The organism is Erythrobacter neustonensis (assembly GCF_001663175.1).
In the GTDB taxonomy this organism is placed as follows: Bacteria; Pseudomonadota; Alphaproteobacteria; order Sphingomonadales; family Sphingomonadaceae; genus Erythrobacter; species Erythrobacter neustonensis.
The window spans coordinates 3027845-3053429 of the sequence record NZ_CP016033.1 but is presented as its reverse complement, the minus strand read 5'-3'; the positions used below and the strand labels follow the sequence as shown (position 1 = coordinate 3053429).

Here is a 25585-nt window from a genome sequence, read left to right as displayed (position 1 = left end):
GTGTCGGCATCCGCACCAATGTCCGCTTTATCGCCCGCCGCAAGGCGGGCCGAAATGCTCCGCTCTGGCCCGGTCCTTTCGACCCTTGTTCTGCTCACGCTGCCTAACCTTGTCTCGCTCGGTTCGTCGGCAATCGTATCAATTGCCGAGACAGCATACGTCGGCATGATCGGCGTTGCCGCGCTGGGAGGTATCGCGCTTGCCTTTCCGGTCTTCATGCTGATGCAGATGCTTTCGGCGGGCGCTATCGGCGGGACGATTTCGGGCGCGGTTAGCCGCGCACTTGGGGCCGGCAACCGCGACATGGCGCATAGCCTTGCACTCAGCGGCTTTGGGATCGCGCTGACCCTTGGTGTGGTGCTCGCCGGTCTGGTCCGCCTCTTTGGGCCGCTGATCTACGGTAGCCTTGGCGGCAAGGGGGCGGTGCTGAGCGAAGCACTGGCCTATTCCAATGCCGCAGCATGGGCGATCCCGGCCATCTGGCTCGCCAACGCCCTGTCCTCGATCTTGCGGGGTTCGGGCGTTATGTCGGTCCCGGCGACGACCCTGCTGTGTGCCGGGATTGGGCAGGTCATCATCGGCGGTGCGCTTGGTCTTGGGATCGGGCCGTTTCCGCAGCTCGGCATTGCTGGCGTCGCGATCGCCCAGGCCATTGTCTACTGGGCTGCGGCAGCTGTGCTGTTTCTTTATCTGCGCACAAATCGGCCGGCTGTTGGATTGCGGTTCGATTGGAGCGGCTGGCAGCCGGCCTATGTCACCGCCTTGCTGAAGGTCGGCGGGATCGCGATGCTTTCCCCTTTGCTGTCGGTCGCCTCCGTGCTGTTGCTGACGCGGATTGTCGCGAGCTTCGGCCCTGAGGTGCTGGCCGGTTACGGCATTGGCGTGCGGCTCGAATTCCTGCTGATCCCGATCGCCTTTTCAGTCGGGGTGGCGGCCTTGCCGATGGTCGGGACTGCGATCGGAGCAAGCAACGTGTCGCGTGCGAGGCAGATTGCATGGACTTCGGGCGCGGTGGTGTTTGTTGCAGTCGGGATCATCGGCCTTGGCGCCGTCCTTGTTCCGCAACTCTGGGTGGACCTGTTCACCCAGGTCGCCCCGGTCCGTGCAGCGGCCTATGACTATCTGACCATTGCCGGCTATGGCTACGGCTTCTTCGGTCTGGCGCTGTGTCTTTATTTTGCCTCGCAAGGAGCGGGGCGCGTGGGCGGTGTCATTCTCGCGCAGTCGTTCAGAACCGGGATTATCCTCGCGGGGGGAGCCTACCTTCTGGCTTCTTCCGGCTCACCCAGCGATGTCTTCGCGCTGTCAATGGTCGCAATGGCAGTGATGGGTATTGCTACGGCGCTGGTGGTCAAGTTGAGCAAGTGGGGGTGAGCCTGCCAAGGGCAATGCCGCCCTGCAATGTTGCAGGGCGGCAATGTGCATTCAGGCTATCGCTTTGAGCGGTGCTTCGACTCCCACCATCGCTTGTGCGCCGGGGGAGTAGCGATGCCCTGCGACCTCCAGCATCGCGAGCGCCTCGGCTATTTCAGCCAGCTCGCCTGCCGTGAGTTCGACGTTCGCAGAGCCGAGATTTTCTTCGAGCCGGTGGGCCTTGGTCGTGCCGGGGATCGGGACGATGTAGGGACGCTGCGCCAGCAGCCAGGCCAGCGCGACCTGCGCCGGGGTCGCATCGCGCGCCGCGCCCACCCGCTTGAGCAGGTCGACGAAGGCCTCGTTCTTTGCGAGCGCCTCGCGTGCGAAGCGCGGCGAGGTGCTGCGGAAATCGCTCTTGTCGAGCTTGGTGTCGGCGCCGATCGCGCCGGTCAGGAACCCTTTGCCAAGCGGGCTATAGGGCACGAAACCGATGCCCAACGCGTCGCAGGTTTCAAGGATGCCGTTGGTTTCGGGTTCGCGCCACCACAGCGAATATTCGTTCTGCACCGCGGCCACGGGCTGCACCGTATGGGCGCGGCGCAGGGTCTGGACGCCCGGTTCCGACAGGCCGAAGGCCCGCGCTTTGCCCTCGGCAATCAGATCGCGCACGACGCCCGCGACATCTTCGATCGGGACATTGGGGTCGACCCGGTGCTGGTAGATCAGGTCCACCGTTTCGACCCCGAGACGCTTCAAGGACCGCTCCACAATCGCTCGGATGTTCTCCGGGCGGCTCGATACGCCGTTGATCTTGCCGGTGGCCGGATCGATGTCGAAGCCGAACTTGGTGGCGATCACCACCTCGTCGCGGATCGGACGCAGGGCTTCGCCGACCATCTCCTCGTTGGTGAAGGGGCCGTAGATTTCGGCGGTATCGAAGAAGGTGACACCGCGCTCGGCCGCGTGGCGGATCAGAGCGATACCTTCCTCGCGGCTGATGCGATGGCCATAGCTGAAGTCGAGGCCCATGCAGCCGAACCCGATTTCGCTGACGGTGAGATTGCCGAGTTTGCGCTGTTTCATGGTTTTCTCCTTGGGAATTTAGGAATTGGCGTGGTGCACGCCGAAGCTTTCGCCGATGCCGAAGCCGGGTTCGGTGACGAGCCGGACGATCAGGTCGGCAACGCTGGCGCGAGAGACGGTTGCGCCCGGATTGACGAAGGGCTCGCCCTTGCGGGTGATGCCATAGGCGATTGTGCTTTCGTCAGTGAGCCAGGCGGGCCGGATCACCGTGGTATCGAGACCTGAGCTTTCGACGATCGCGGCGCTGTCGCGATAGGGATCGAGGATGCGGCGGTAGGGTTGGCCGGGGACTTCACCGTAGATGCCCATCGAACTGATGAAGATCAGCCGGCGCACGCCTGCCTTGCCCATCGCGCTCACAATCGCCTCGGCCTGCCGTGGCATGTCGCCCGAGAGGTTGGCATAGACGATATCCTGCCCCGCCATCGCAGTGGCAAGTGCGGCCGGATCGGCTGCGTCGCCCTCGATGATCCGGATGCGCGGGTTGCCTGCCAGATGGGCGAGCCGGTGGGCGCGGCGCAGGAACAGGGTCAAGTCCGCGTCCGTGCGTTCCAGCAGCTGGCGGGTGGCGACACGGGCAATCTGCCCGTGCGCGCCGATGATCAGAACCTTGGTCATGTCGAGGCTCACAGGTAGGACATCTTGAGGACGGCAGCCGGCAGCCGCTCGCCCTGAATGTCGATCTGGCTGACCGCGTCCTCGATCCGGGCAAGATCGGCAGGTGTCAGGGTGACATCAGCCGCGCCGAGGTTCTCTTCGACCCGGTCGAGGTGGCGGGTGCCGAAGATCGGGACGATGAAGGGCGCGCGGGCCAGCAGCCAGGCCAGCGCAATCTGCGCCGGGGTGGCGTGCTTTTCGCCCGCGATGGCGCGGAGCAGATCGACCAGCGTCTGATTGGCAGTGCGCGCTTCGGGGGTAAAGCGCGGCGAATGGGCGCGGAAATCGCTGCTGTCGATCGGGGTCGCAGCGTCGATCTTGCCGGTGAGGAAGCCCGCGCCCAGCGGGCTCCACGGCACGAAGCCGATGCCGAGTTCGGCGCACAGCGGCAGCACTTCGGCCTCGGGATCGCGGGTCCACAGCGAATATTCGCTCTGGATCGCGGTGACGGGCTGCACCGCATGGGCGCGGCGGATCGTGGCGGCAGCGGCCTCGGACATGCCGAAGTGCCTGACCTTGCCCGCCGCGATCAGATCGCGCACGGTGCCGGCGACGTCCTCGATCGGCACGGCAGGATCGACCCGGTGCTGGTAGAACAGGTCGACGGTCTCGATCCCGAGCCGCTTGAGGCTGTTGTCGATCACCTTGCGGATCTGTTCGGGGCGGCTGTTGACGCCCGCGCTGCACTTGCCGGTGGTCTGGTCGATCTCGAAGCCGAACTTGGTGGCAATCACCACTTGGTCGCGGATCGGGCGCAGGGCTTCGCCGACCAGTTCCTCGTTGGTCCAGGGGCCATAGGCCTCGGCAGTATCGAAGAAGGTGACGCCGCGCTCATGCGCGCCGCGGATGACGCGGATGGCTTCGCTGCGTTCGGGGGCCGCGCCGTAGGTCGAGGCAAAGCTCATCGTGCCAAAGCCGATTTCGCTGACGGCAAGCGGGCCGAGATTGCGCTGTTGCATGTCGAATGTCCTTTCGGGGGGGCGCGGATCAGTGCGGCGTCGGCAGTTTGCCGGCACGCATCGCAGCCACCACGCCGCCATCGATCAGCAGGTCGCTGCCGGTTATGAAGCCCGCGTCCGGGCCGAGCAGGAAGTTCGCCGCAACAGCGATTTCCTCGGGCGAGGCCATGCGCTTCGCCGGGGAAGCCGCCACCATCGCGCGGAAAATGTCCCCGGAGGGCGAGGCCAGTTCATGCGCTGCGAGCGGGGTGACGACGATGCCAGGGCTGATCGCATTGACCCGCGCCCCGCGTTCGCCCCAATGCATCGCCTCGGCCTGCACACGCAGGATGTTGGCGCGCTTGGCCACCATGTAGGCGATCATGCCGTTGGGCACGGCCTCGCTGTTGAGGCAGGGGAGGGCCAGCAGTTCCTCGGTGGGCGTGTAGGCCAGTAGCTTCTCGTCTTCCTCGGGCAGAGGGCGCCGGTGGTGTCCGGCCATGCTGGACACCACCAGTCCCGCACCGCCCGGCGCGATCACGCCGCCGAAGATCTCGAAGGCCAGCGCGGTGCCGTAAAGATCAACCGCGAGGATCTTGTCGACCGGTGCCATGTTGGGTGACAGGCCGGCGGCGATGACGACCTGCATCACCGGGCCGAGCGCATCCGCCTTGTCGGCCAAGGCCTGCACCGAGGCGCGGCTGGACACGTCGACGGTTTGCAATTCGACGTCGAAGCCTGCGTTCGCCATGCCCTCGGCGGCTGTGGCGAGAAGTTCCTCGTTACGATCCGCGAGCAGAACCTTGCTGTTGAAGCCCTGGCGGCGTGCAATGGCGAGGCCGATGCCGCCTGCGCCGATCACGACAATCACATTCTTGTCCATCACTTTGTCTCCTCGTGCCGCAGCGGTTCGCCGCTGGCTCGGGAGAGGATATAGATGCTGGGCTTTTCAGTGATTAGACGCTAAGTTTTGCATGCGGCTATATCGGGAACTTATCAATGAAGCGCGAAGAGTTGAGCGATCTCGCGGTCTTTCTGGCCGTTGCCGAGGCACGTAGCTTCACTCGAGCGGCGGCGCGGCTGGGGACCTCGCAATCCGCGATCAGCCAGATCGTCAAGCGGCTCGAGGCAGGGATGGGGATCAAGCTGCTGACCCGCAACACCCGCAATGTTGCGCCGACCGAGGCCGGCGAGCAGCTGGTGGCGACCCTCCGCCCCGCCTTTGACGAGATCGATGCGCGGCTCGCCGCGCTCAGCGCCTTGCGCGAACGCCCGGCGGGCACGGTACGCATTACCACCAGTCGGCATGCGGCCGAGGCGATCCTGTGGCCAGCTGTCCGCAGGCTGATCGAGGCCTATCCTGAGGTGACCGTCGAAATCTCGATCGACAGCCACCTCACCGACATCATCGGCGACCGTTTCGACGCCGGTATCCGCCTTGGCGAGCAGATCGAGAAGGACATGATCGCGGTGCGCATCGGCCCTGAACTGCGCATGGCGGTGGTGGGCGCGCCGTCCTACTTTGCCGAACATGGCCGCCCGAAGACTCCGCAGGAGCTGACTGGTCATGCCTGCATCAACATCCGGATGCAGACCCGGGGAGGGCTCTATGCCTGGGAGTTCGGCAAGGACGGGCGCGATCTCAACGTGCGGGTGGAAGGTCCGGTGATCGCCAATGATGTGCCGATGGTGTTGCGCGCTGCCGCCGACGGCTTGGGGCTCGCCTGTGTGCTGGAGGATCAGGCAGAGGCCATGCTGGCAAGCGGCGCGGTCGAACGGGTGCTCGACGACTGGTGCCCGCCTTTCGCCGGCTACCACCTCTATTACCCCGATAGGCGCCAGTTGCCGCCAGCCTTTTCGCTGCTGGTGGAGGCGCTGAGATATCGGGGCTGATAGTGCGACATTTGTCACTCGCTGACAGATGTGCGATGGGTCTAGCATGGCCGAGATAAAGGACGCCCAATCTGGGCTGAGAGAACGCAAGAAGGACAAGACCCGCACGGCGCTGCTGGAGGCAGCGCTCCGCCTGTTCGAACAACAGGGTTTTGCCGAGACCACGATCAGCCAGATCGCAGCAGAGGTCGACGTCTCGCCGCGCACGCTGCTGCGCTACTTTGCGACCAAGGAAGATATCGTGGTCAGCCAGGTTGAGGATAGCACCGCCGTCTTCCTCGACAGCTTTGCAGCGCGTTCATCCAACACGCATCTTGCAAGCGCGCTTCTCTCGAGCGCCCGTGCGCTGATTGCCCATTATGAAGCGCACGCCCCGTTCTATCTGGCCATCGAACGCGCCATTGCTGCATCGCCTGACATTCGGGCGCGCAAGCTCGCCATGACAGCGGGGCTGGCGGATCAACTGGCCGTCATGATCGGCGCGAAGGGGGTGGGGCAGCAGCCTGTGGATTGGCAGGTGCGGCTCTACACCGACATCGTGTTTGCCCTGATCCGCAATGTGATCGCACGCTGGGTCGATGCCGATGGGAAGCCATCGCTGACAGCCATGTTCGATGAGGCGGCGGCATTGACGGGCATAGCCTGATCAAAAAATGTCACCCGTTGACAATTGGCATAGAGCGCCATAAATAGAATGGCGATGCAGGGTGAGTTGTCTGCGTCCGCATCCCGGATTGTCGGCCAATCCCAAGATCCGATGTCCTACCGACCCTCGGCATCGCGGCGTGCTTTTGCGCGCGGTTTTGCTTCGACCTGAAAGGAGTCCCCTCATGCCCCTCCGCCATTACGTGCCGCTCTATCAGTGGATCGACGGCGCGCGTCTGTCCGGTGACGGACGCCAGACCAGTTCCGTGACCAATCCCTTTGACGGCAGCATCCTCGCTGAAATGCCCCATGCGACCGATGCCGACTTGGCGGCTGCGCTGGAAAGCTCGCAGCGCGCGTTCAAACAGTGGCGCAAAGTCCCCGCTTGGGAGCGAGCGGCGATTATCCTGAGGGCAGCCGAACTGATCCGCGTCCGGATCGAGCGCTTCGCAGAAATCCTCACGCTCGAAGTCGGCAAGCCGCTGGCAGAGGCGCGGATGGAAATGGGGCTGACGATAGAATCGATCGTCTGGGCCGGTGAAGAGGCCAAGCGCATCTATGGCCGCACGGTCGAATCCCGCCTGCCGCATGGCCGCGCCATCATCTCGCGTGAACCGATCGGCCCGGTGGCAGCCTTCGCGCCGTGGAACGCTCCCGCGCTGTTGACTGGCCGCAAGATTGCGGCAGCGCTCGCCGCAGGCTGTTCGATGATCATCAAGCCTTCAGAAGAAACGCCCGGAAGCGGCCTCATGATTGCCGAGGCTTTCGCCGATGCTGGCCTTCCCGCAGGCGTGCTGAACGTCGTGCTGGGCGATCCGGCGCATATTTCGGCCACGCTGATTGCCTCGCCGATCATCCGCAAGGTCTCTTTCACCGGACCAACGCCGGTCGGCCAGCAGCTGGCTGCGCTCGCCGCCCGGCAGGTGACGGCGGTGACGATGGAGCTTGGTGGCCATGCCCCGGTAATCGTGTGCGATGATGCCGACATCGACATGGCTGTCGAGTCTTCGGTCGCAAACAAGTTCTTCATGGCTGGCGCGAGCTGCATTTCGCCGACGCGCTTCTACATTCAGGACGCGGTCTATGACGCGTTCGTCGAAAAGTTCACCGTCGCCGCCAGCGCGATCAAGGTGGGCGATGGGTTCGATGCCGAAACCGTCATGGGGCCGCTTGCCAATGACCGCCGGCTGGCGGCGATGGAGCGGCTGATCGCCGATGCCGTCGAACACGGCGGGACGATCACCACTGGCGGCAAGCGGATCGGGAATACCGGCCTGTTGTTCGAACCGACCGTGCTGACCGGCGTTCCCGACACCGCGCAGATCATGAATGACGAACCCTTTGGCCCGGTCGCGATCCTCTCGTGCTTCTCCGATATCGATGACGCCATTGCCAAGGCGAACCGCCTGCCATTCGGCCTGGCGGCCTATGCCTTCACCACCAATACCCAGCAGGCCCAGCGGCTTTCAGGCGAGCTTGAAAGCGGCATGATCGGGATCAACACCTATTACTTTGGGATGCCCGAGGCCCCGTTTGGCGGGGTCAAGCAAAGCGGCTATGGCAGTGAGAACGGCACCGAAGGCATTGACGCCTATCTGGTGACCAAGTTCACCAATCAGGCATGATCAATGACGCCGGGCCGAGCGATGGTGCGGCCCGCGCTGTTGCCCGCCGGTCGTTATTGCCCTGTGCCGGGGACGACGACCGTGATCGGCCTGATCCCGATCGGGTCGCCCGTGACCCGGTCGATGGCGACCGGCTCCAGTTCGTGTCCGTCGGCGGAATCGAGATAGCGCGCCAGTTCGCCGCCGGGCCGGTGGGTGCGACCCCATTGCGCGATCAGCATCAGGATGGGCCGCAAGTCACGCCCAGCTTCAGTCAGCTGGTATTCGTCACGCGGCGGATTGTCCTGATAGCGCACACGCTCGAGCAGGCCTTCCTGCGTCAGCATCGCCAGCCGCTTGGTCAGCACCGTCGGCGCGATGCCGAGGTTCTTGCGGAAGGTATCGAACCGGGTCGCGCCGCCCAGCGCCTCGCGCAAGATCATGAGGCTCCAGGAGTCTCCGAAAGCGGCAATGCCGCGGGCCATAGGGCAGGGGGTGTCCATCATCCGACTTTCGATATCATTTTGATAGTGATTCGCTACGAATTGCGTAGTAACACACTATCGAATCGATATCCATCCCCGATTCACGACACCTCAACCCCCGTGACAGCCCTGGTTGTCGCGACAGGCCCGCATATCCCGGGCGCATGGAGCATATGAAATGACCTTTCTGCGCAGAACCATCTTCAAGTCCGGCGCGGGCGCCGCCGCCGCGATCGCTCTGGCTGGCACGGCCCCGGTGATGGTCGCCGCCAGCACCGCCGCCGTTTCCGACTATGCGAGCGCACCGACCCGCTATCTCGAGATCGGCGGCCGCAAGCTGTCCTACCGCCGCGTCGGCACTGGCAAGCCGCTGGTGCTGTTCAACCGCTTCCGAGGCACGCTCGACACCTGGGACCCGCTGTTCATCGACAGCCTTACGGGTGAGGGCTTCGAGGTCATTACCTTCGACTATTCGGGTCTCGGCCTCTCCACCGGGGCCCGCAGCTATGATCCACCCGCGCTGGTCAAGGACGCGCGCGAGCTGATCCTCGGCCTCGGCCTGAAAGACGTTGCCATCGGGGGCTGGTCACTGGGTGGGATCGTCGCGCAGATCTACCTCGCGATGTTCGGGGCCGAGGTCACCCACGTCGTGCTGATCGGCACCACGCCTCCGGGCCAGTTGGTGAAGCCCGCCGAACAGCTGTTCTACGACGCCGCCGCCAAGCCCGGGGTTGACCTCGACCAGTTCACCACGGTGTTCTTCGAGCCTGTGGACGAAGGCAGCCGCAAGGCCTCGGCGCAGTCCTTCAAGCGGATCTTCTCGCGCACCAAGGACCGCAGCCCCGACGTCGACGCCGAATGGGCGATTGCCCAGATCGGCACCGCCCCGCGCAATCCGGCCTTCCCGGTAGATGACATCCTGCTGATGCTGAAGCACACCGCGGTGCCGATCCTGCATCTGGGCGGCGATCACGACATCATCTTCCCGGTCGAAAACTGGTATGCGCTGAACGGCCAGCTCCCGACCCTGCATCTGGTCACATATCCCCGGGCAGGGCACGGACCGCAGCATCAATATCCCGTGGAAGCGGCAAGTCAAATTGCAGCTTTTGTGAGAGCGACGCCGCTTAGTTGATGCGTGAAACTGTTTCGATACAAACTGGAATGATTTCTTTTCCACTCCATCCTGTACAGGTATTTTGCGAGCGCGTTGTACAAAGAGCTCGCTCGCCTAGTCGATGCAGGTGCATTTTGCTCTATTCAATCGTTCAGCCCAGAGCAGCAATCCTGTAACTGATTGAACAAAAGCGATCGCCAATGCGTTTAACGCATTGTAACATGGTAACTTTCTTCCGGAGTGCCGACGGTCCTTATAAGCGCGTTTAAGAACGGATGTTATCGCCGCAGAAGGAGTTGTCGCGGGACTAAAAGCGGCTCGAACATAGTAGTATAGACAAAAAATCGCGCCGGAAACGCTAACGCAAGCCACAAATTATGTAAAATGGTCTAATAGACAGGATGCGAGTCCACTTTTCCGACCACCCGCAAAGCCCGGAAAACCGCGGGCTGCAGCACGGCGCGAAGGCCGTGTGCACAGGCATGTGACATACGATGAATCCGGCTGCAAGGGCCGAATGCGGGCGGGACTGGGGACTGATCGGCGAACGTGATCAGGGGGGCGTGACCGCCCCGCTGACAAAGCTCATTCAGTCGCCAGCCAGCCGCATCGGCGATCGTTCAGGGGCTGCGTCGTCTATGCCCGTTTCGCGAAAATTTCCTGTCCGTCAGCTATCGGCCTCTTTGCGGACATCGGCGAATGCGCTACTCTTTTGTGATGGATACCAGCACGTTGAACGAGCGTTTACGCCTTCTAGGTGATCGTTACTACTTGGTAGTGGGCCCGCTCCTGTTGGTATTTGGAGTGAGCAAGGATAGCTCGCCGTTGCTAGCATGGACGGCCTTCTCGCTGTTCGCATTACTAACGATCAATAAGGCCATCCTGCTTCTGCGGTCCTGACCGCTTCCCACCCACTAACGGACATTGGAGGAGCCCCAGCTGATCCCTAAATGCGGACAATCATCTACACGATCGACGCGTCAATCGATCCCGTGTTCATCCGCAGCAATCGCAAATACCCGTGGTTGCCGAGACCGACATCATGTCCTTCCACACCATGGAAGAAACCGTCCGGCCACAACCGATCAAGTTGCGGGTTGCGCATCCGGCCTAGCACCAAGAACAGCCAGAACCTCGCCATGTGCTCCCGAGCCAAGGGCGATATCTGGGCCGCTTCGTCGGAGCCCAGCACTTTCGACAGATGCACGTGTACCGCATGCTTCATGACCTCATAGGCCTGAACCGGATCACCGTTAGTCCCGTTCAGAACGGCAGGCCGCAAATGCGCAGGGCCCGTGCCCGCAGCATCCCATGCCGCCAAACTGCGCAGCTCCGCCTCGGTGGCTCCCACGATCTCGCCATACCGCGCCATCGACGCATAAGGCGGTAGCATCCCAGATATCGCGCCAGTGCCAGGCATTGCTAAGTCAAATGCATTATTCAACCGCGGCAAAATGCTGGAGGGGCCCCTCATCTGCACCAGCGCATAATCGCCGGCTACCGCCTCGTATCGCAGCCATGCCGCATCAGGAAGAACGCCATTGATCAGCGTGGCAATTGCCATGCTGTAACGGTCGCGCTCCTCGATGCGAGCCATGTATGATTTATTGAGCGGAGAAGGCTCCCGCCGGTCGAACTGGCTGTACATTGCATCGAATCGAATCAAGTCTTTGAGACCGGCGATAACCGCGAGACAGTCCGGGCGGGCTTCATCAGGCTTGGGGTCGGTCGCCGTCTTTGCCCCAAAGTCACCAGCAAAGAATGCTTCGGCCATGCGTCCTGATGAAAGATCGCTCACGGGTGTGCCGCCGCTTGGAGACCACCCATCAGGCACAACGTCAGATGTGCCCTCGATCATCACGGCGGTTTCCGAATCCTCGCTAATCGGCACCTGCGAGTTCGCGTCTAGGTCACCGTCGTAGAACTCGCGGTCGATATTCGCTGCCAGCCTGTGACCTAGGCGGTCAAACATCTCGCTGGCGTTTTCGGGCGACCTTCCGTGCTTCTCGAGAACCTCCCTAATATCACGTACGATGTCCTTACCCTTCGATCTGATCGAAAGCCGATCGAAACCGGTGCCTTCAATCATTCGCGCTATTTCGAGCGCCCATTCAGGTGGGGACGCGATAGCCTTTTCCTCGAGCCTTCGAACGGCTTCGAGGCGATCGACAATCTGCAGGTGAAGAGCCATTTGCTCGTCGATCTTGTCGATCATCCGCGTGATCATCTCACCTGAGAGCAAGGCCATTTTCGCCAGCTCATCAGCATCGTTCGATACGACGTCAAACAGCTCCGAAGTTATCTTCACACGCTGATTGATTTTGAGCCGGCTGCGAAACTCCGGATAGGTGAAGCGGGGTAATGATCGAAGCCTGGCTTCAACCGTTTCCTTCATCCGCATGAGGCGCTCTTCAGCGGTCGCACTCAGCAAAGCATGCTCGGAGGGTATCTGCGACATTCGCATACGATGATAAAGCTCGATCGCTTCATCATCTTCCAGCCCGAGCCAAGCCATGAACCTCTCACGTTCCCTGGCGTCCCTCGCATACTCGGACTTCGCCTTCGCCGAGCCAGAAAGCGAAGCGTTATCGATGTCGTCACCTGATGCGCCGGAGTCCGAAGCATGGCTTGACCCCGTCGAATTTACCGGTGATGCGGAATTGGAGCCAGCATCGTCGTGCGAGCTATCCGGTGTCTCAGGGGTAGTCTCAGGTTCCATAACTCGACCTTCCAAGGATCAAATCCGAGTTCAGCTCGGTGCGCTGAACGCTCAAGCGAATGATGCGGGAAACGTGCAATTCAACCCAGGGCAGGGCCGATACGACCGTGATGGGGGTCGGGCACGTCATCCAACAGCAGAATCAGCTCAAGAATATCTGATGCTGAAAACGTAGTTTGCCACAGCTGCCCCTCAAAAGTCCAATTGTAAATGAGGACTGATGCGGGAAACGTGCATTTCGGGCTATGATGGATTAATTGCGCATGAGGAATGACGCGGTAAACGCACTAATTCGGCAATCGCAAATCGTAGTCTTGGCCAGGATGATGCTGAAAACGCGCGGCCGGGCTTGGTGATCAAGAAGCTGACTTGGTATCAAGCGAATGATGCTTATAACGTGCAAATCCGACAATTGTGGCATCATTCCCGAATGATGCGGAAAACGCCCTTTCCGTCATCGAGCGTTCGTATTGCTCATTGAGAATGATGCCGTAAGCGTGCATTCGGTCAAATTGCGACCATTTATAGTTGAGAATGATCGGATAAACGAGATTCTCAAGCCTAGACTGACTATGCCCTATCGCGTCCGAGGCTCGCAAAATTCAAGTTTTGGAACCGATGCAGAAAACGTACAGGGCATTTTCCGTTGAAAATGTCCACTTGATGGCTTCAACGCCCAAAATTTTGAGGCGCAATACCTCAAACACATCCGCAGCAGCAGATGTGTTTACAGGCGCAATACCACAAACAGGGGTGCACTTCGTTCACCCCTGTTCGCGGGCGCCCCTTCGCAGGCTCCGGGGTGTAGCCCGCAGGCAGTGTCCGGCAGAGCCAGGACGTGGGGCGGCCTTCGCGAGGCCTTGGACGCTCCGCTAGGGTTGTCTGAAACATCCGATAACTGCGCGGCTGCGGAAGCAGCCAGCGTAGCAAGGTGCGCGACCGAGACCTCCGGCGTGCAAGGGTGTGGTCATCAGGGGAAGCAGGGCCGGTGATCCGCCCGGGTGAGAGGAAAAGGTCCTTTCGCGTGGCGGGTCCACATCGAAAGGACAGAAGATGGAATTGAATCACCCAGAGGTCGCTCTGCAACATGCCTTGGCCGCCGCCTTGGCAAAGTTGATGGGCCTACCGCCGTTTCCTGTCGGCACGCACTTTCGCGTGGCGGCCATGCTGGTCGACGAAGGCGACGGGACTTTCGACAGCTTGGGGCGCTCTGCAGGCGCTGCCGGCGTCGACTATCTCGTTGCCGTGAGCGAGCGTCAGCGCAGCGGTGCGATCAGGCGCTATCTTTCGCTGATCACGACCGTCGGCAAGGTCACCATCGTAAGGACTGTCGAGCCGGCGCGGTTCGGCCCCGAACAGCAGGTTGTTCTGGTATCCGCAGATCGCCGGCACGGCTGGCAACTGCGTGACGGCCGGCTGGTCTCGGTGGCGATGCCGCCGGAGCGTGACGTCGAGCGTGGCATCGAAGCGATGGGAGGCGAGGTCGTTGACCTGCTCCGCATTCCTGCCGAGCGCGCACCATACTCCGCCGTCACGCTGCCCTCGGCCCTGCGGTCGTCCGCGGCGCGCTGACCGCAACCACATCCCTCATCGATCGTCCGGCGGTGCCCTCTGGGTGCCGCCGTTCTTGTATCTGGAGAATACCCATGACTACTTGCCATTCGTCGCCCGCGGTCACCTGCGCGCTGGCCATCATCCGCGATTGCACCGAACTGGCACCCGCCAGCCAAGCCGTCGCAGCCAGCGTCTTCGTCGTCACCGATGACACCGTTTCGACCAGCTTCAACGCTCGTACGGCCGTCGTCCTGCCTGCGCTTTCACGCCAGGAGGCGATCGAGCACATCGCCAGCATGATCCCGCGGGATGCGCGGGTCATCATGCGCTCGCCCCGCCTGCCGCGCGGCCTGGTTCGCCAACTGGCCAAGGGGCGGCCCATGCCGGCTCCCACCGATGCGCAGACCTTGGCTACTGTGAGGCCAGATTGCGACGTGCGCCCTATTGCCTTGGCCGAGCACGCGATGGTTGCAGTCGCAAGGCATTTCGACATCTGGCGTGCAGGCAAGGGCGACATCACCGCCGAGAAGGCCCGGCGCTGCGAGGCCGAGGCGCAGACCCTGTTCCTCAGCCAGCTCTTCACCACCCTCCATCGGCACGAACGAAACCGTCTCACGGCAGCCTATCAGGCGTGGTCAGCATTGCAGCGCGCACGTCCCCTTGGTCAATTCGGCCCAACGGAGATCTTCTGATGACCCAGTCCTACATCGCCTTCGACCTCGAATTCGCCACCGACGAAGCCCTGTTCGAAATGCATCGCCAGATCGATCCGGCATCCAACCGCAAGGCGGTCGCCATCAAAACCGTTACCGCAGCCGCTGCGCTCGAATTCACGATTGCGGCAAGCGGCGAGATCGCCATCGGAACGCTGGCAAGCTGGACGCTCGCCGACTGGCCTGACGAGGGAACACTGGTCGAACAGGCGCTTGATTTCATTCGGCGCCGACCGCTGCACAAAGTGTTGAGCTTCGGGGGAGTGGCCATCGATGTGCCTGTCGTTGTACTGGCTGCGATGCGTCACGGCATCGTCTTGCCGCGCCAGTTCCAGGCCAAGCAGCTGCCATGGGACCGATCCCACATCGATCTTGGCTTGCTGATCAAAGGCGCGGGCAAATCCTGGTCGCACCTGTCGCAGGTCTGCCTGCGCTTGGGCATCCCACCGGCGCTTATTACCGCAAAAGCCGCACCGGTGCGGCCGGCGAGCCTCGAGCAGTGGGAGCAGCTTCGGCACCACGTCGAACTAGACACATTGCTGCTGGCGCTGGTCTGGTTTGCATGGTGCGAAACCCAAGGGCACGAAGGGATCCGCTATGATCCTGCCGCAGTTGCCCAGATCGCGGCGTTCCTGCGCCGGCGGCCTGAGCACGGGCTGGCAGAACATTTGTCCCGCTATCAGCAGCAGCTCGAGGGGGAGATGGCTGCGCAGTATAGCCACGCCGCCTGATGGCACATTGCATCGCGGCCCTGAGAAGATTGGGGCCGCGATGCTTGATCCAATGTGCTCAAGGATTTCCGAGGGCCCCTCGCGGCGCCTCGCCTGTCCGTGTTGCATCACTAGGCCGCTGACCAGCAAATGCGGGAAATTGATGACCGATTATGAAGACGTGACAATGCAAGGGCCAAGACGGCCGATCTGCCGTGATTGTCCGATCCTGAAAAAATCTGCTTTAGCGGCTCTTTATCCCGGCAAGACCGTCACAGGCATTGGGCACCGCCATCACGCCAATCGTCCGGTGCTGCCCTGACCATTTTGGCCGCTCCGTTGCTTGTAACGGTTCATCATTCGCCGATCGGTCCGATCGTCTCGCTCACTTGCAGAAGGCGGATAAGGTATTCGATGCATTCGTCGATCTTTGCGTCCTCGCCTTGCACAAGTTCGGCAATCGCCAGACCGCGGAAGGCGGCGACGGCAACGCGCGAGAGGATCGCAAGGTTGTGCGGAGGTTCGAGGCCCAGTTCGGCATAGAGCGCCGCGAAGTCTTCGACCGCCCGCTGCTCGATGGTCTTTTCGGTCTGGCGCAGCTTTTCGCTCAACTCCGGGTCCGATCTTGCGGCCAGCATGATCTCGTCGACCGCGATGGCGGGTTCGCGCCGCATTCCGGCCAGCACATATCGCGGCACTTGATCGAGATAGGCGCGGGTGCCCACGCGGGCGCGGATGTCTTCGATGAGCTGGCGCTCTTCTTGATATACCGCGTCACGCACCGCCACCATCAGCTCGGCATAGGTGCCGAAGTGGTAGAAGATGTTGCCCCGGCTGACCCCAGCTTCCTTGGCGATCATCGCGGTCGAGACCCCGCTGTAGCCGACCTTGTAGAGGCACCGCACGGTCGCCTCGATGATGCGCGCGCGCGCATCGCTGGTGCGGTCTTCCTGTTTGCGGCGGGGCTTTTTCTCGGTCTGCGTCAGGGTGTCCATGGGCATTGCTATAGGGTCTCCTACCCGCGTTGGCGACAATGTCATCGCCATTCCCGCAAGCCTCAAGATACTTACTGACTTGACAGTTAGTAAATGCACGCGCTAAGCGCACGTCCGAAATTGGACAGAGATCCAGCACGAGAGGATGCGACAATGAGGCTTTATTCGATTTTGCTGGGCTCCAGCCTGCTCGCGCTCGCCGCACAGGCGCAGGCGCAAAACAGCACCGATGCTGCCGGTGCCGACAGCCCCGAGGCCAATGTCAGCGAGATCATCGTTACCGTGAACCGCCGTGAAGAGCGGCTTCAGGACGTTCCCGTGACCGTGACCGTCGTCGGCGGCGAACAGTTGACCCGCCAGAACGTCAACTCGGTCGAAAACCTTACCCGTTCGGCTCCGGCACTCGATATTGCCGGGCCGACCAATTATGGCGCGCTCAGCATCCGCGGGGTGGGCGGCATCAGCCTTGCGCAAAGCTCCGAAGGCAGCGTGGGGGTGGTGTTCGATAACGTCGCGCTCGCCAACACCTCGATCGATCCGCCGCTGCTGTTCGACATTGCCCGGATCGAAGTGCTCGAAGGCCCGCAAAGCACGCTATTCGGGCGCAACTCTTCGGCCGGCGTGGTCAATGTCATTACCAATGCGCCCGATACCGGCCGCGCCGCGGTGATCGCTCATGCCGACTTCGGGACGCTGGGCAATATCATTACGCGGCTCGCGGTGAACTTGCCGGTGAGTGACACTGCTGCCCTGCGCATTGCGGGCGGGTTTGCGCAGGATCCGCGCGTGCAGCAGAACCTTGCCGATGGCAGCTGGCAGGAACGCAAGAGCGAGGCTGTGCGCGGCCGGTTCCTGTGGGAGCCGAGCGAGACGGTGACGATCAACCTGTCGGGCGATTACACCCACAACTACTATGATGGCGGGGTGCAGTGGGCGGTGTTCCAGTCCTCACCCACCAGCCTGCTGACCGCGCGGCTTGCGGCCTGCGGCGTCAATGTCGGTCCCGATAACACCGAGGGATGCGCGGGGCGCAACAAGAGCGATCACAAGGTCTTCGGCTTTTCGGGCCAGGTCGATGTGGCGTTGGGCGATTACACCCTGACCTCCGTCAGTGCGATCCGTCGCCGCAACATCGACGAGTTGGTGGACATCGATAGCACCACGGCTGATCGCTATTTCCAGCCGCAGACCGGATCGAACCGCAACCTCAGCCAGGAACTGCGCCTGTCGACGCCCAATGGCGGGTTCGTCGAAGGGGTGGCGGGGCTGTATTATTCGAACCAGCGCCTGACCAATTCGGTGACGCAGGTGGGCGCGATCCTTGCCGATCTGCCGCTGATCGGTGCCTGCCCGCTTCCCGCCGCCGCGCTGTGCGCGCTGCCGTTCGGGCAGGTGCGCGACACGGCGGTGCAGACCGAAGGCTATGCCGTGTTCGGTCAGGCGACGCTCAATGTCTCGCCCGATTTCCGGGTGGTGCTGGGCGCGCGTGTGGGCCGTGAGATCGTCAAGGCGCAGACCGCTGCCACCACCACCGCGCCGGGCGCAGTCGGGCAGGTCACGCCGCTCCCCGCCATCGATGCGGCGGCGCGCGACACCTATTTCGGTTTCCGCGCCGGGGTGCAGTATGATGTGGCCGACAACGTTATGACCTTCGCCACGGTGACCCGCGGCTACAAGGGCCCGGCGGTCAATGACCAGGCGGCAGGGGTTGCCGGCAGCCAGCTGATCGTGCGCCCCGAAGTGCCGACCGCTTACGAGGCAGGCTTCAAGTCGAGCTTCGCGGGCGGGCGCGTGGCGCTGAACGCGACCGGCTTCTACACCCGCGTGAAGGACTATCAGGCGAACTTCGTCGACAATTCGACGCCCGCCAACCTGCTGGTGTTCGGCAATGCGCCGACATTCCGGTCATGGGGCGCGACCGCCAATCTGTTCGGCCAGCCGGTGAAGGGCCTTTCGCTCAACCTCGGGGCGACCTTGCTGGTGCGGCGCTATGGGGAGGGCTTCCTTGTCCCCAATGCCTTTGGCCAGCAGGTCGATGCGAGCACCTTCCGTCCCGGCGGCGCGCTGAAGGTCACCAGCAGCGCGGAATACAGCTTTGCGCTGAGCGACAAGTTCGGCGGGTTCATTCAGGCCGACGTGGTGCGCAACCCGCGGATGTTCTCGAATGCGGCGGGGGACGATGTCCTCTCGATCGACAACTGGGTGAATGTCGGCGGGCGCATCGGGGTGCGCACGGCGGATGAACGCTTCGGGGTTGCGGCCTTCGTGCGCAATGCCTTCGACACCTTCCGCTCGGGCGCGCGCTTCGTTACGCCTACGGCCTTGCAGCAGCTTGACCCTGTCTCCTTCGCGCAGTTTGCCGGGGCGGAATCGCGGCGGGTGATCGGCATCTCGCTCGACGCGCGGTTCTGATGTGGTTGGCCGAGGGAGGGCGATGATGACCACGGCAACCATTGCCCCCCTTGCGACCGACCTCCGCACCGATCGCCGCCGCGCGCCGCGCGCCATCGACAACGTGGCCCCAGCCTTCTCGTGGCGGCTGGGGGAGGGCACGGCGCAATCGGCCTACCAGCTGCGGCTGGTGGAACTGGACGCAGGCCAAGCGGTCACGATCTGGACGGGGGAGATCGTCCCATCGGACGCGATGCTCGACATCACCTATACCGGCCCCGCGCTGCGCTCGCTCACCCGATATGGCTGGCAGGTGCGGCTGTGGGACGGCGCGGCGGAGGGCGCTTGGAGCGCGCTCGGCACCTTTGAAACCGCGGTGCTCGATCCCGGCTTCTGGAGCGCGCATTGGGTCGGCGGCGGGGTGGACGAGCGTGCCGCGCTCTATCTGCGCGGGCTCGCCGATTTGCCCGGCTCGATCGTCTCGGCCCGTGCCTGCGTCAGCGCTCTCGGGTGGTATCGGTTCTTCGTCAACGGCGCAGACCAGACCGGCAGCGCGCTGGTGCCGCGCTTCACGCACACCGATCACATCATCGAATATCAGGTCTATGACGTCACGGCCGCCTTGCAGGAGGGGGCCAACGTGCTCGCCATGGCGATCGGCGACGGGCGTTATCGCGGCCATAGCGGCATTGCCGACAAGCGCGAAATCTATGGCGACCGGCTGGCGGGGATGGTGCAGCTCGTCGTCACCTTCGCCGATGGCAGCACCCGCACCTACACCTCCGGGCCCGATTGGCTTGGCGGGCCGGGCCGCATCCTCACCGCCGATCCCAAGCGCGGCGAGGCGGTCGATCTGCGCATTCCCGATGCCGACTGGCTGGCCGCCGACAATGCGCCTGCGCGCTTCAGTCCGGTCAGTCTCATCACCCCTCCCACCCGCACGATGGTGGCCGAGGAGGTGGAGCCGGTCGCCGACTTGCGCCGCTTGCCCGCTGGCAAGGTCTGGCGCTCGCCGGCGGGCAAGCTGCTGGTCGATTTCGGCCAGAACTTCGCCGGCGTTGCGCGGGTGCGGCTGCGGCAACCCGCCGGCACGCAGCTGACCCTCACCTTCAGCGAGATCATCGGCCGCGATGGCGAACTGGATACTACCTACCTGTTCGGCGACATGGGCCACCACCCCCCGCAACGCGACACTGTGTTCTGCGGCGGGAGCGAGGAATGGTGGCAGCCGTGGTTCACCATCCACGGGTTCCGCTTCCTTGAGGTGGATGGATGGGCGGGCGCGGCTGATCCGGAGGATTTCGAAGGCATCGTGCTCAGCTCGCTGCTCGATTACGCGGGCGAATTCGAATGTTCGGATGACCGCATCAACCAGCTGGTTCGCAACACCCGCTGGAGCATGATCGGCAACTTCGTTGACACCCCGACCGATTGCCCCACCCGCGAGCGCGCCGGGTGGACGGGCGACATTCAGGTCTTCTCCAAGACGGCTGCCTGCCTTGCCGATGTGCAGCCCTACCTGCGCCGCTACCTGCGCAATCTCGCGCTCGATCAGCACAAGAGCGGCGCGATCCCGCCCTATATCCCCGGCGATGCTTCGCGCCATTCGGGCCTAGCGCCGCGCACCATGCGCCAGACGGTGGATTCGACCGGCTGGGGCGATGCCAGCGTGATGGTGCCGATGGTGCTCTACCGCCATTACGGCGACCGTGAGGTGCTGGCGCGGCAGTGGGACAGCATGCAGCTGTGGGTCGATCACCTTGCCGCTCTGGCGCGCTGTTCGCCGGGGCGCGGACGGTTGTTTCCACGCAGGCTCGGCGGGCTGGAGCACTACGTCGTCGACAGCGGCTTTCACTGGGGCGAGTGGCTGCGGCCGGGCGAAAGCATGCCCAAGACCTATGTGAAGCACACCCTGCGCGCTCCGGCTTCGGTGGCGACCGCCTATCTGGCGAACTCGGCCAAGCTGCTGGCGGAAGCCGCGACGATCCTCGGGCGCTCAGATGATGCCACGCGTTACGCAGAGCTGTCCGAAAAGGCGACCCTCGCATGGCGCGCCGCCTTCGTGTTCCGCGATGGCAGCCGGATCGATGAAGACCGACAGGACGATTACGTCCGCGCGCTTGCCTTTGATCTGCTGCCTGAAGACCAGCGCCCGGCGGCGCTGGCGCGGCTGGTGGAACTGATCGAGGCGGCGGGCTGGCACCTTGGCACCGGTTTCCTTAGCACCGCGCTGCTGCTGCCCGTGCTGGCGCGCTTTGGCCGGGCCGACGTCGCCTACCGCTTGCTGTTGCAGGACACCAACCCCTCATGGCTCGCGCAGATCGATCTCGGCGCGACCACCATCTGGGAAAGCTGGGAAGGCTTCAACAAGGACGGGGACGCGCGTTACAGCCATAATCATTATGCCTTTGGCGCTGTGGTGGCGTGGTTGTTCAGCGGTGTTGCCGGGATCGAGGCGGCCGAGCCCGGCTTCCGCGCGATCCGCTTTGCCCCGGTGATCGGCGGCGGCCTGACCCACGCGCGCGCCGCGATCGACACGCCCTATGGGCGCGCGCAAAGTGCGTGGCGGATCGTGGACGGCGTGGTCGAACTGGAAGTGCTCGTCCCACCAGGATCGCGCGGCGAAGTGAAGCTCGGCACGGGTGAGATCCGCGCGGTCGGCCCCGGGCGCAGCACGATCCATTGGCCTGTTTCCGACCACGAGGGCAGCGCAAAGCCGCTCGCCGGAGCGATCCCGTCATGACGATCCATAGCGATATCCGCCCTGCTCCTGCTGCCAAGGCCACCCTTCAGGTGTGGCGCGGCGAGAGCCTGTTGTCGCGCCTGATCCGGCAGGTGATCCTGCCGCTGATGGGTTCCAAGCGGGTGCTGCGCGATATCGAACGCCACGCCCGCCAGCTGCGCCGCCAGCGCCTCAAGGGCGAGGCCAAGCCGACGCGCCGGGTTGTGCGCGATTGTAACATCACCGCGCGCGAGATCGCGGGAAGCAATGTGCTGTTCGTCGAGCCGAAGGATGGCGCGGTCACCCGCACCATCATCTACATCCACGGCGGCGCTTATGTGGCCAACATGATGATCCACCAGTGGAATCTTGTTGAAGGCCTCGCCATGCAAAACCGCGCGCGGGTGGTGGTGCCGCACTATCCGCTCGCCCCCGAGAACGACTGGCAACCGGCCTTTGCGATGATGCGGACGCTTTACGAGAGCCTTGTGGCCGAAGTGGGCGCAGAAAACATCGTGCTCACCGGAGACTCGGCTGGCGCAGGTCTCGCGCTCAGCTTTGCGCAGTTGCTGCGTGATGAAGGCCAGCCGCTGCCTGCGAAGATGGTGCTCTATTCCCCGTGGCTTGACCTGCGCGAGGATAACCCGGAGCAGGACGCTTACGACGCCGCTGACCCGATGCTCGCGCGCCCCGTGCTGGTGTGGAGCGCCAAGCGCTGGGCGGGCGACACTGCGCTGAATGACCCGCGCATCAGCCCGGTGCTTGGCGACATTCGCGATCTGCCGCCGATGCTGGTGTTCAGCGGCACCGCCGATCTGCTTCACCCGGATTCGCTGGCGCTGTTCGCCAAGGCGCAGGCCGATGGCTGTGACCTCAAGCTCATCATTGGTGAGCGCATGACCCATGCCTGGTCGGTGCTCGAAACCAGCGAGGCGCGCCGCCTGCACCGAGAAACCGCCGCCTTCCTGCGCTGAGGAACCCTTCATGACCTACGCCATCAACGGGCGCGTGATCGCCATCACCGGATCGACAGGCGGCCTCGGCCGCGCGCTGGCGATTGCCTTGCAGGCGAAGGGGGCAAGGCTCGCCCTGCTCGACATCAACGCCGATGCGGTCGCCGAGCAGGTACAATCGCTGGGCGGCGGCCAAGACGTGTGGGGCGGCTATGTCGATGTGCGCTCTTGGGAGGCAGTGGAGGCTGGGATCAACGCGGCCGCCGCGCACTTTGGCGGGATCGATGTGATGATCGCCAATTCGGGGATAGCGATCGCTTCGCCGATGGAGAAAATCGCGCCTGAAGCGTTTGACCGGGTGATCGACATCAACCTCAACGGCGCGTGGCGGACGTTCAAGGCAGCGCTGCCCCACGTGCAGCAGCGGCGCGGATACCTGATGGCGATCTCGTCGATGGCGGCCTTCGTTCATTCGCCGCTGCAGGCGCAATACACCGCGAGCAAGGCCGGCGTGTGGGCGATGTGCAACAGCATCCGTCTGGAAGTGCGCAGGCTGGGCGTGGGCGTCGGCACGGTTCACCCGACCTTCTTCCCCACCAACATGATGGACAAGGTTCACGCCGATCCGGCAGGCGTGAAGATCTGGGGTGGCAACAGCAAGGGGCTGTGGAAGATGATTACCCTCGAAGAGGTCGTCGCCGCCATCCTGCGCGGGATCGAGCGGCGCGAGGATATGGTGGTGGTCCCGGCCAAGAACGCGATTCCCGCCCGCATTCCGGGCCTGATCCGCAAATGGATCGAGCGGGCAGGCTTCCGCGACCGCGATATCGCCGAGGCGGTCGAATTGGCCGGAGACGGGCTGAACTAGGCTAACCGGCGCGGCGTTCGCGCGCGGTGCCAAGATAGGCGTCAAGCGCCGCGCGCGTCGCCGCGCTGACATGGATGCCGAGCTTGGAGCGCCGGAACAGGATGTCCTCGGCGCACCTCGCCCATTCGTGGCGGACGAGGTAATCGACTTCGCAGGCATAGAGCCCGCCGCCGAAATCCTCGCCGAGATCGGCCAAGGACTTTGCATCCCCCAGCACCTCGGCGATCCGCGTGCCATAGGCGCGGCACAGGCGCTGGATCAGGTCGGCAGGCAGGGCGGGGCGCGCCTGCTGCTGCGCGCGCACGAAAGCGGCAAAATCGCCGCCGGGCAGGTCGCCCCCCGGCAGCACCGCGCCCGATGTCCACGCCCGCCCGGCAGCGGGAAAATGGCCCGCCAGTTCCTCCAAGGCGTGTTCAGCGAGCTTGCGATAGGTGGTGATCTTGCCGCCATAGACGCTGAGCACGGGCGCGCCTGCGAAGTCGCTGCCGCTGTCGCAATCGAGCACATAGTCGCGCGTCACGGCCGAGGCATCGGCGGCCTTGTCATCGAAGAGCGGGCGGATCCCGGCAAAGCTCCAGACGATGTCGGCTTCGCGCACTGGCGCTTCGAAATACTGGCGGATGGTATCGAGCAGATAGCGCGTCTCGCCCGCGCTGATCTGCGCGGGGCCCGGGGCTTTGTCCCACGCCTCGTCCGTGGTGCCCACCAGCGTGAAGCGGCCTTCGTAGGGGATGGCAAACACGATCCGCTTGTCGGCGTTTTGCAGCATGAAGGCGTGATCGCCCTCATAGAGCCGTGGCACGACGATATGGCTGCCCTTGATCAGCCTGACGCTGTGGCGGCTATCGCGGTGGGGCAGGCAGCCCAGCACATCTGCCACCCACGGCCCTGCGGCATTGACGATCGCCTTGGCACGGATCGTCCGGGTGATACCGCCGCTCGAAACTTGCGCCTCCCACCCTGTCGCGGTGCGACGAGCAGAGGCGAACCGGGTGCGGGTCATGATCCGCGCGCCGCGTTGATGCGCGTCGACGGCGTTGAGGACAACCAGCCGGCTGTCCTCCACCCAGCAATCCGAATACTCGAAGGCGCGGTCGTCATTGCCATGGCGCAGACCCCGACCGCGCGGATCGGCGGCCAGCCGCAGGCTCTCGGTCGCCGGCAAGCGCTTGCGGCCGCCGATGTGATCGTAGAGGAACAGCCCGGCCCGCACCATCCAGGCCGGGCGCGGCGAATGACTTTGCGGCAGCACGAAGCGCATCGGCCAGATGATGTGCGGCGCCATGCCCCACAGCACCTCGCGCTCCTTCAATGCCTCGCGCACCAGCCGGAACTCGCAATATTCGAGATAGCGCAGCCCGCCGTGGATCAGCTTGGTCGAGGCGGACGAGGTGTGGCTGGCGAGATCATCCTGCTCCACCAGCACCACCGAAAGCCCGCGCCCGGCGGCATCGCGCGCTATGCCGGTGCCGTTGATGCCGCCGCCGACGATCAGCAGATCGCAAGCCTCGCTGGTCACGCAGCTTCCTCCGGCAGCGGCATGACGCCGCGCAGGAAGATCGCGATGGCCGCGGTCAGCTGCGCCTTGGTCGCTTCCGGTGTCGGCGGCGCTTCAAGGCCCAGTGCGAGGCGTTGCGCGCGTTCGGTCACGGTCATCGCCAGCAGCATTTCCGCCGCGCTCTCGGAGCTGGCGATGGCGAGCCGCCCGGCTTCGGACTGCACTGCCAGCCACGCCTCGATCGGTGCCATCACTGTCGTGCGCACGCTCGCGAAATAGCGCTGGGCAAGGTCGGGGAACTGAAACGCTTCGGACAGCAGCATGCGAAAGGCGTGAATCCCGCGCTCGGAAAAGGCGAGCGTCATGTAGGGCAGCAGGAAATCATGCAGCGCGCCCGCCAGATCATCGCCTTGCGCCACCAGCGATGCCGGTTGCAGGCTCTCGGCAATCGCCTCCTCCACCACGAGGCAGAACAGCGCTTCCTTGGATTCGACGAACTTGTAGATCGTCTTCTTCGAGATGCCCGCCGCCAGCGCGATCTCGCCCAGCTTGGCGCCACGATAGCCTTTTGCGAGGAACGCCTGCTCGGCGCAGTGCAGCAACCGTGTCCGGGCATCGCCATGCATGGGGCCCAGAATAGAGGGCAGGCGGTAGAGTTGCATAGTCAGTTTCCCGCCTGCCCCA

General features: G+C 63.6%; 22 protein-coding genes. 13 read left to right on the top strand and 9 right to left on the bottom strand.

The window, feature by feature from the left end:
• The first annotated feature begins 54 nt into the window (after positions 1–54).
• Positions 55–1374 carry an MATE family efflux transporter gene (locus A9D12_RS14220; RefSeq protein ID WP_197489836.1) on the top strand — a complete coding sequence of 440 codons (1320 nt, stop codon included), beginning with the start codon at positions 55–57 and terminating at the stop codon, positions 1372–1374.
• A 51-nt stretch (positions 1375–1425) separates the two neighbouring features.
• Here the strand turns inward: A9D12_RS14220 and A9D12_RS14215 are convergent, their stop codons facing one another.
• Genes A9D12_RS14215 through A9D12_RS14200 form a run of 4 tightly spaced genes read right to left on the bottom strand, consistent with a single transcriptional unit; the run spans position 1426 to position 4917 of the window.
• Positions 1426–2439, bottom strand: coding sequence for an aldo/keto reductase (locus A9D12_RS14215; RefSeq protein ID WP_068353119.1), 1014 nt, complete (start codon positions 2437–2439; stop codon positions 1426–1428).
• Between the two features lie 18 nt (positions 2440–2457).
• Positions 2458–3057 (bottom strand): NAD(P)H-binding protein, encoded by a 600-nt coding sequence (locus tag A9D12_RS14210; protein WP_068353113.1) that lies wholly within the window; start codon positions 3055–3057, stop codon positions 2458–2460.
• A gap of 8 nt (positions 3058–3065) precedes the next feature.
• Entirely contained in the window at positions 3066–4055 is a 990-nt protein-coding gene (locus A9D12_RS14205) for an aldo/keto reductase (RefSeq protein WP_068353111.1), read from the bottom strand.
• Positions 4056–4083: 28 nt separating this feature from the next.
• Entirely contained in the window at positions 4084–4917 is an 834-nt protein-coding gene (locus A9D12_RS14200; protein WP_068353108.1) for an SDR family oxidoreductase, read from the bottom strand.
• 116 nt (positions 4918–5033) lie between these two features.
• Here A9D12_RS14200 and A9D12_RS14195 point away from each other — a divergent pair, with 116 nt between their 5' ends.
• From A9D12_RS14195 to A9D12_RS14185, 3 genes are all read left to right on the top strand, one after another.
• Positions 5034–5927, top strand: a complete 894-nt coding sequence (locus tag A9D12_RS14195; protein WP_068353107.1) for a LysR family transcriptional regulator — start codon at positions 5034–5036, stop codon at positions 5925–5927.
• Positions 5928–5973: 46 nt separating this feature from the next.
• Positions 5974–6573, top strand: a complete 600-nt coding sequence (locus A9D12_RS14190) for a TetR/AcrR family transcriptional regulator (protein WP_068353103.1) — start codon at positions 5974–5976, stop codon at positions 6571–6573.
• Positions 6574–6757: 184 nt separating this feature from the next.
• The gene (locus tag A9D12_RS14185; protein WP_068353100.1) at positions 6758–8197 is read left to right on the top strand and encodes an NAD-dependent succinate-semialdehyde dehydrogenase; all 1440 of its coding nucleotides are present in this window, start codon (positions 6758–6760) and stop codon (positions 8195–8197) included.
• Between the two features lie 53 nt (positions 8198–8250).
• Here A9D12_RS14185 and A9D12_RS14180 read toward each other — a convergent pair whose 3' ends face one another.
• Positions 8251–8619 (bottom strand): winged helix-turn-helix transcriptional regulator, encoded by a 369-nt coding sequence (locus A9D12_RS14180; protein ID WP_231889642.1) that lies wholly within the window; start codon positions 8617–8619, stop codon positions 8251–8253.
• Between the two features lie 220 nt (positions 8620–8839).
• Between A9D12_RS14180 and A9D12_RS14175 the strand changes: the two genes are divergently transcribed.
• The gene (locus tag A9D12_RS14175; protein ID WP_231889641.1) at positions 8840–9796 is read left to right on the top strand and encodes an alpha/beta fold hydrolase; all 957 of its coding nucleotides are present in this window, start codon (positions 8840–8842) and stop codon (positions 9794–9796) included.
• A 946-nt stretch (positions 9797–10742) separates the two neighbouring features.
• On the opposite strand, the gene A9D12_RS14165 is transcribed toward A9D12_RS14175, so the two are convergent.
• On the bottom strand, positions 10743–12293 hold the full coding sequence (locus tag A9D12_RS14165; protein ID WP_068353087.1) for a hypothetical protein: 1551 nt from the start codon (positions 12291–12293) through the stop codon (positions 10743–10745).
• A 1257-nt stretch (positions 12294–13550) separates the two neighbouring features.
• Between A9D12_RS14165 and A9D12_RS14160 the strand changes: the two genes are divergently transcribed.
• The 4 genes from A9D12_RS14160 to A9D12_RS14780 all read left to right on the top strand — a co-directional run bounded on the left by A9D12_RS14160 (position 13551) and on the right by A9D12_RS14780 (position 15796).
• Positions 13551–14069 (top strand): hypothetical protein, encoded by a 519-nt coding sequence (locus A9D12_RS14160; RefSeq protein WP_068353084.1) that lies wholly within the window; start codon positions 13551–13553, stop codon positions 14067–14069.
• Between the two features lie 74 nt (positions 14070–14143).
• Complete coding sequence (locus tag A9D12_RS14155) at positions 14144–14743, top strand: hypothetical protein (protein ID WP_068353075.1); 600 nt, start codon at positions 14144–14146, stop codon at positions 14741–14743.
• The gene (locus A9D12_RS14150; protein WP_068353072.1) at positions 14743–15495 is read left to right on the top strand and encodes a 3'-5' exonuclease family protein; all 753 of its coding nucleotides are present in this window, start codon (positions 14743–14745) and stop codon (positions 15493–15495) included. Before A9D12_RS14155 ends, A9D12_RS14150 begins: the two co-directional genes overlap by 1 nt.
• 142 nt (positions 15496–15637) lie before the next feature.
• Positions 15638–15796 carry a hypothetical protein gene (locus A9D12_RS14780; RefSeq protein WP_156522896.1) on the top strand — a complete coding sequence of 53 codons (159 nt, stop codon included), beginning with the start codon at positions 15638–15640 and terminating at the stop codon, positions 15794–15796.
• Positions 15797–15830: 34 nt separating this feature from the next.
• On the opposite strand, the gene A9D12_RS14145 is transcribed toward A9D12_RS14780, so the two are convergent.
• Positions 15831–16475 carry a TetR/AcrR family transcriptional regulator gene (locus A9D12_RS14145; protein WP_197489835.1) on the bottom strand — a complete coding sequence of 215 codons (645 nt, stop codon included), beginning with the start codon at positions 16473–16475 and terminating at the stop codon, positions 15831–15833.
• Between the two features lie 147 nt (positions 16476–16622).
• Here A9D12_RS14145 and A9D12_RS14140 point away from each other — a divergent pair, with 147 nt between their 5' ends.
• Genes A9D12_RS14140 through A9D12_RS14125 form a run of 4 tightly spaced genes read left to right on the top strand, consistent with a single transcriptional unit; the run spans position 16623 to position 23403 of the window.
• A complete protein-coding gene (locus tag A9D12_RS14140) occupies positions 16623–18881 on the top strand; it encodes a TonB-dependent receptor (RefSeq protein ID WP_068353067.1) in 2259 nt (752 codons plus the stop codon).
• A gap of 25 nt (positions 18882–18906) precedes the next feature.
• Positions 18907–21603 carry an alpha-L-rhamnosidase gene (locus A9D12_RS14135; RefSeq protein ID WP_197489834.1) on the top strand — a complete coding sequence of 899 codons (2697 nt, stop codon included), beginning with the start codon at positions 18907–18909 and terminating at the stop codon, positions 21601–21603.
• Positions 21600–22556: an alpha/beta hydrolase fold domain-containing protein gene (locus A9D12_RS14130; protein ID WP_068353061.1), complete on the top strand. Its 957-nt coding sequence runs from the start codon at positions 21600–21602 to the stop codon at positions 22554–22556. The genes A9D12_RS14135 and A9D12_RS14130 overlap by 4 nt, the downstream gene beginning before the upstream one ends.
• Before the next feature lie 10 nt (positions 22557–22566).
• Positions 22567–23403, top strand: coding sequence for an SDR family NAD(P)-dependent oxidoreductase (locus A9D12_RS14125; RefSeq protein ID WP_068353058.1), 837 nt, complete (start codon positions 22567–22569; stop codon positions 23401–23403).
• 1 nt (position 23404) lies between these two features.
• Here A9D12_RS14125 and A9D12_RS14120 read toward each other — a convergent pair whose 3' ends face one another.
• Positions 23405–24922, bottom strand: a complete 1518-nt coding sequence (locus A9D12_RS14120) for a glycerol-3-phosphate dehydrogenase (protein ID WP_068353056.1) — start codon at positions 24920–24922, stop codon at positions 23405–23407.
• Positions 24919–25563, bottom strand: coding sequence for a TetR/AcrR family transcriptional regulator (locus tag A9D12_RS14115; protein ID WP_197489833.1), 645 nt, complete (start codon positions 25561–25563; stop codon positions 24919–24921). Before A9D12_RS14115 ends, A9D12_RS14120 begins: the two co-directional genes overlap by 4 nt.
• Positions 25564–25585: the final 22 nt, after the last annotated feature.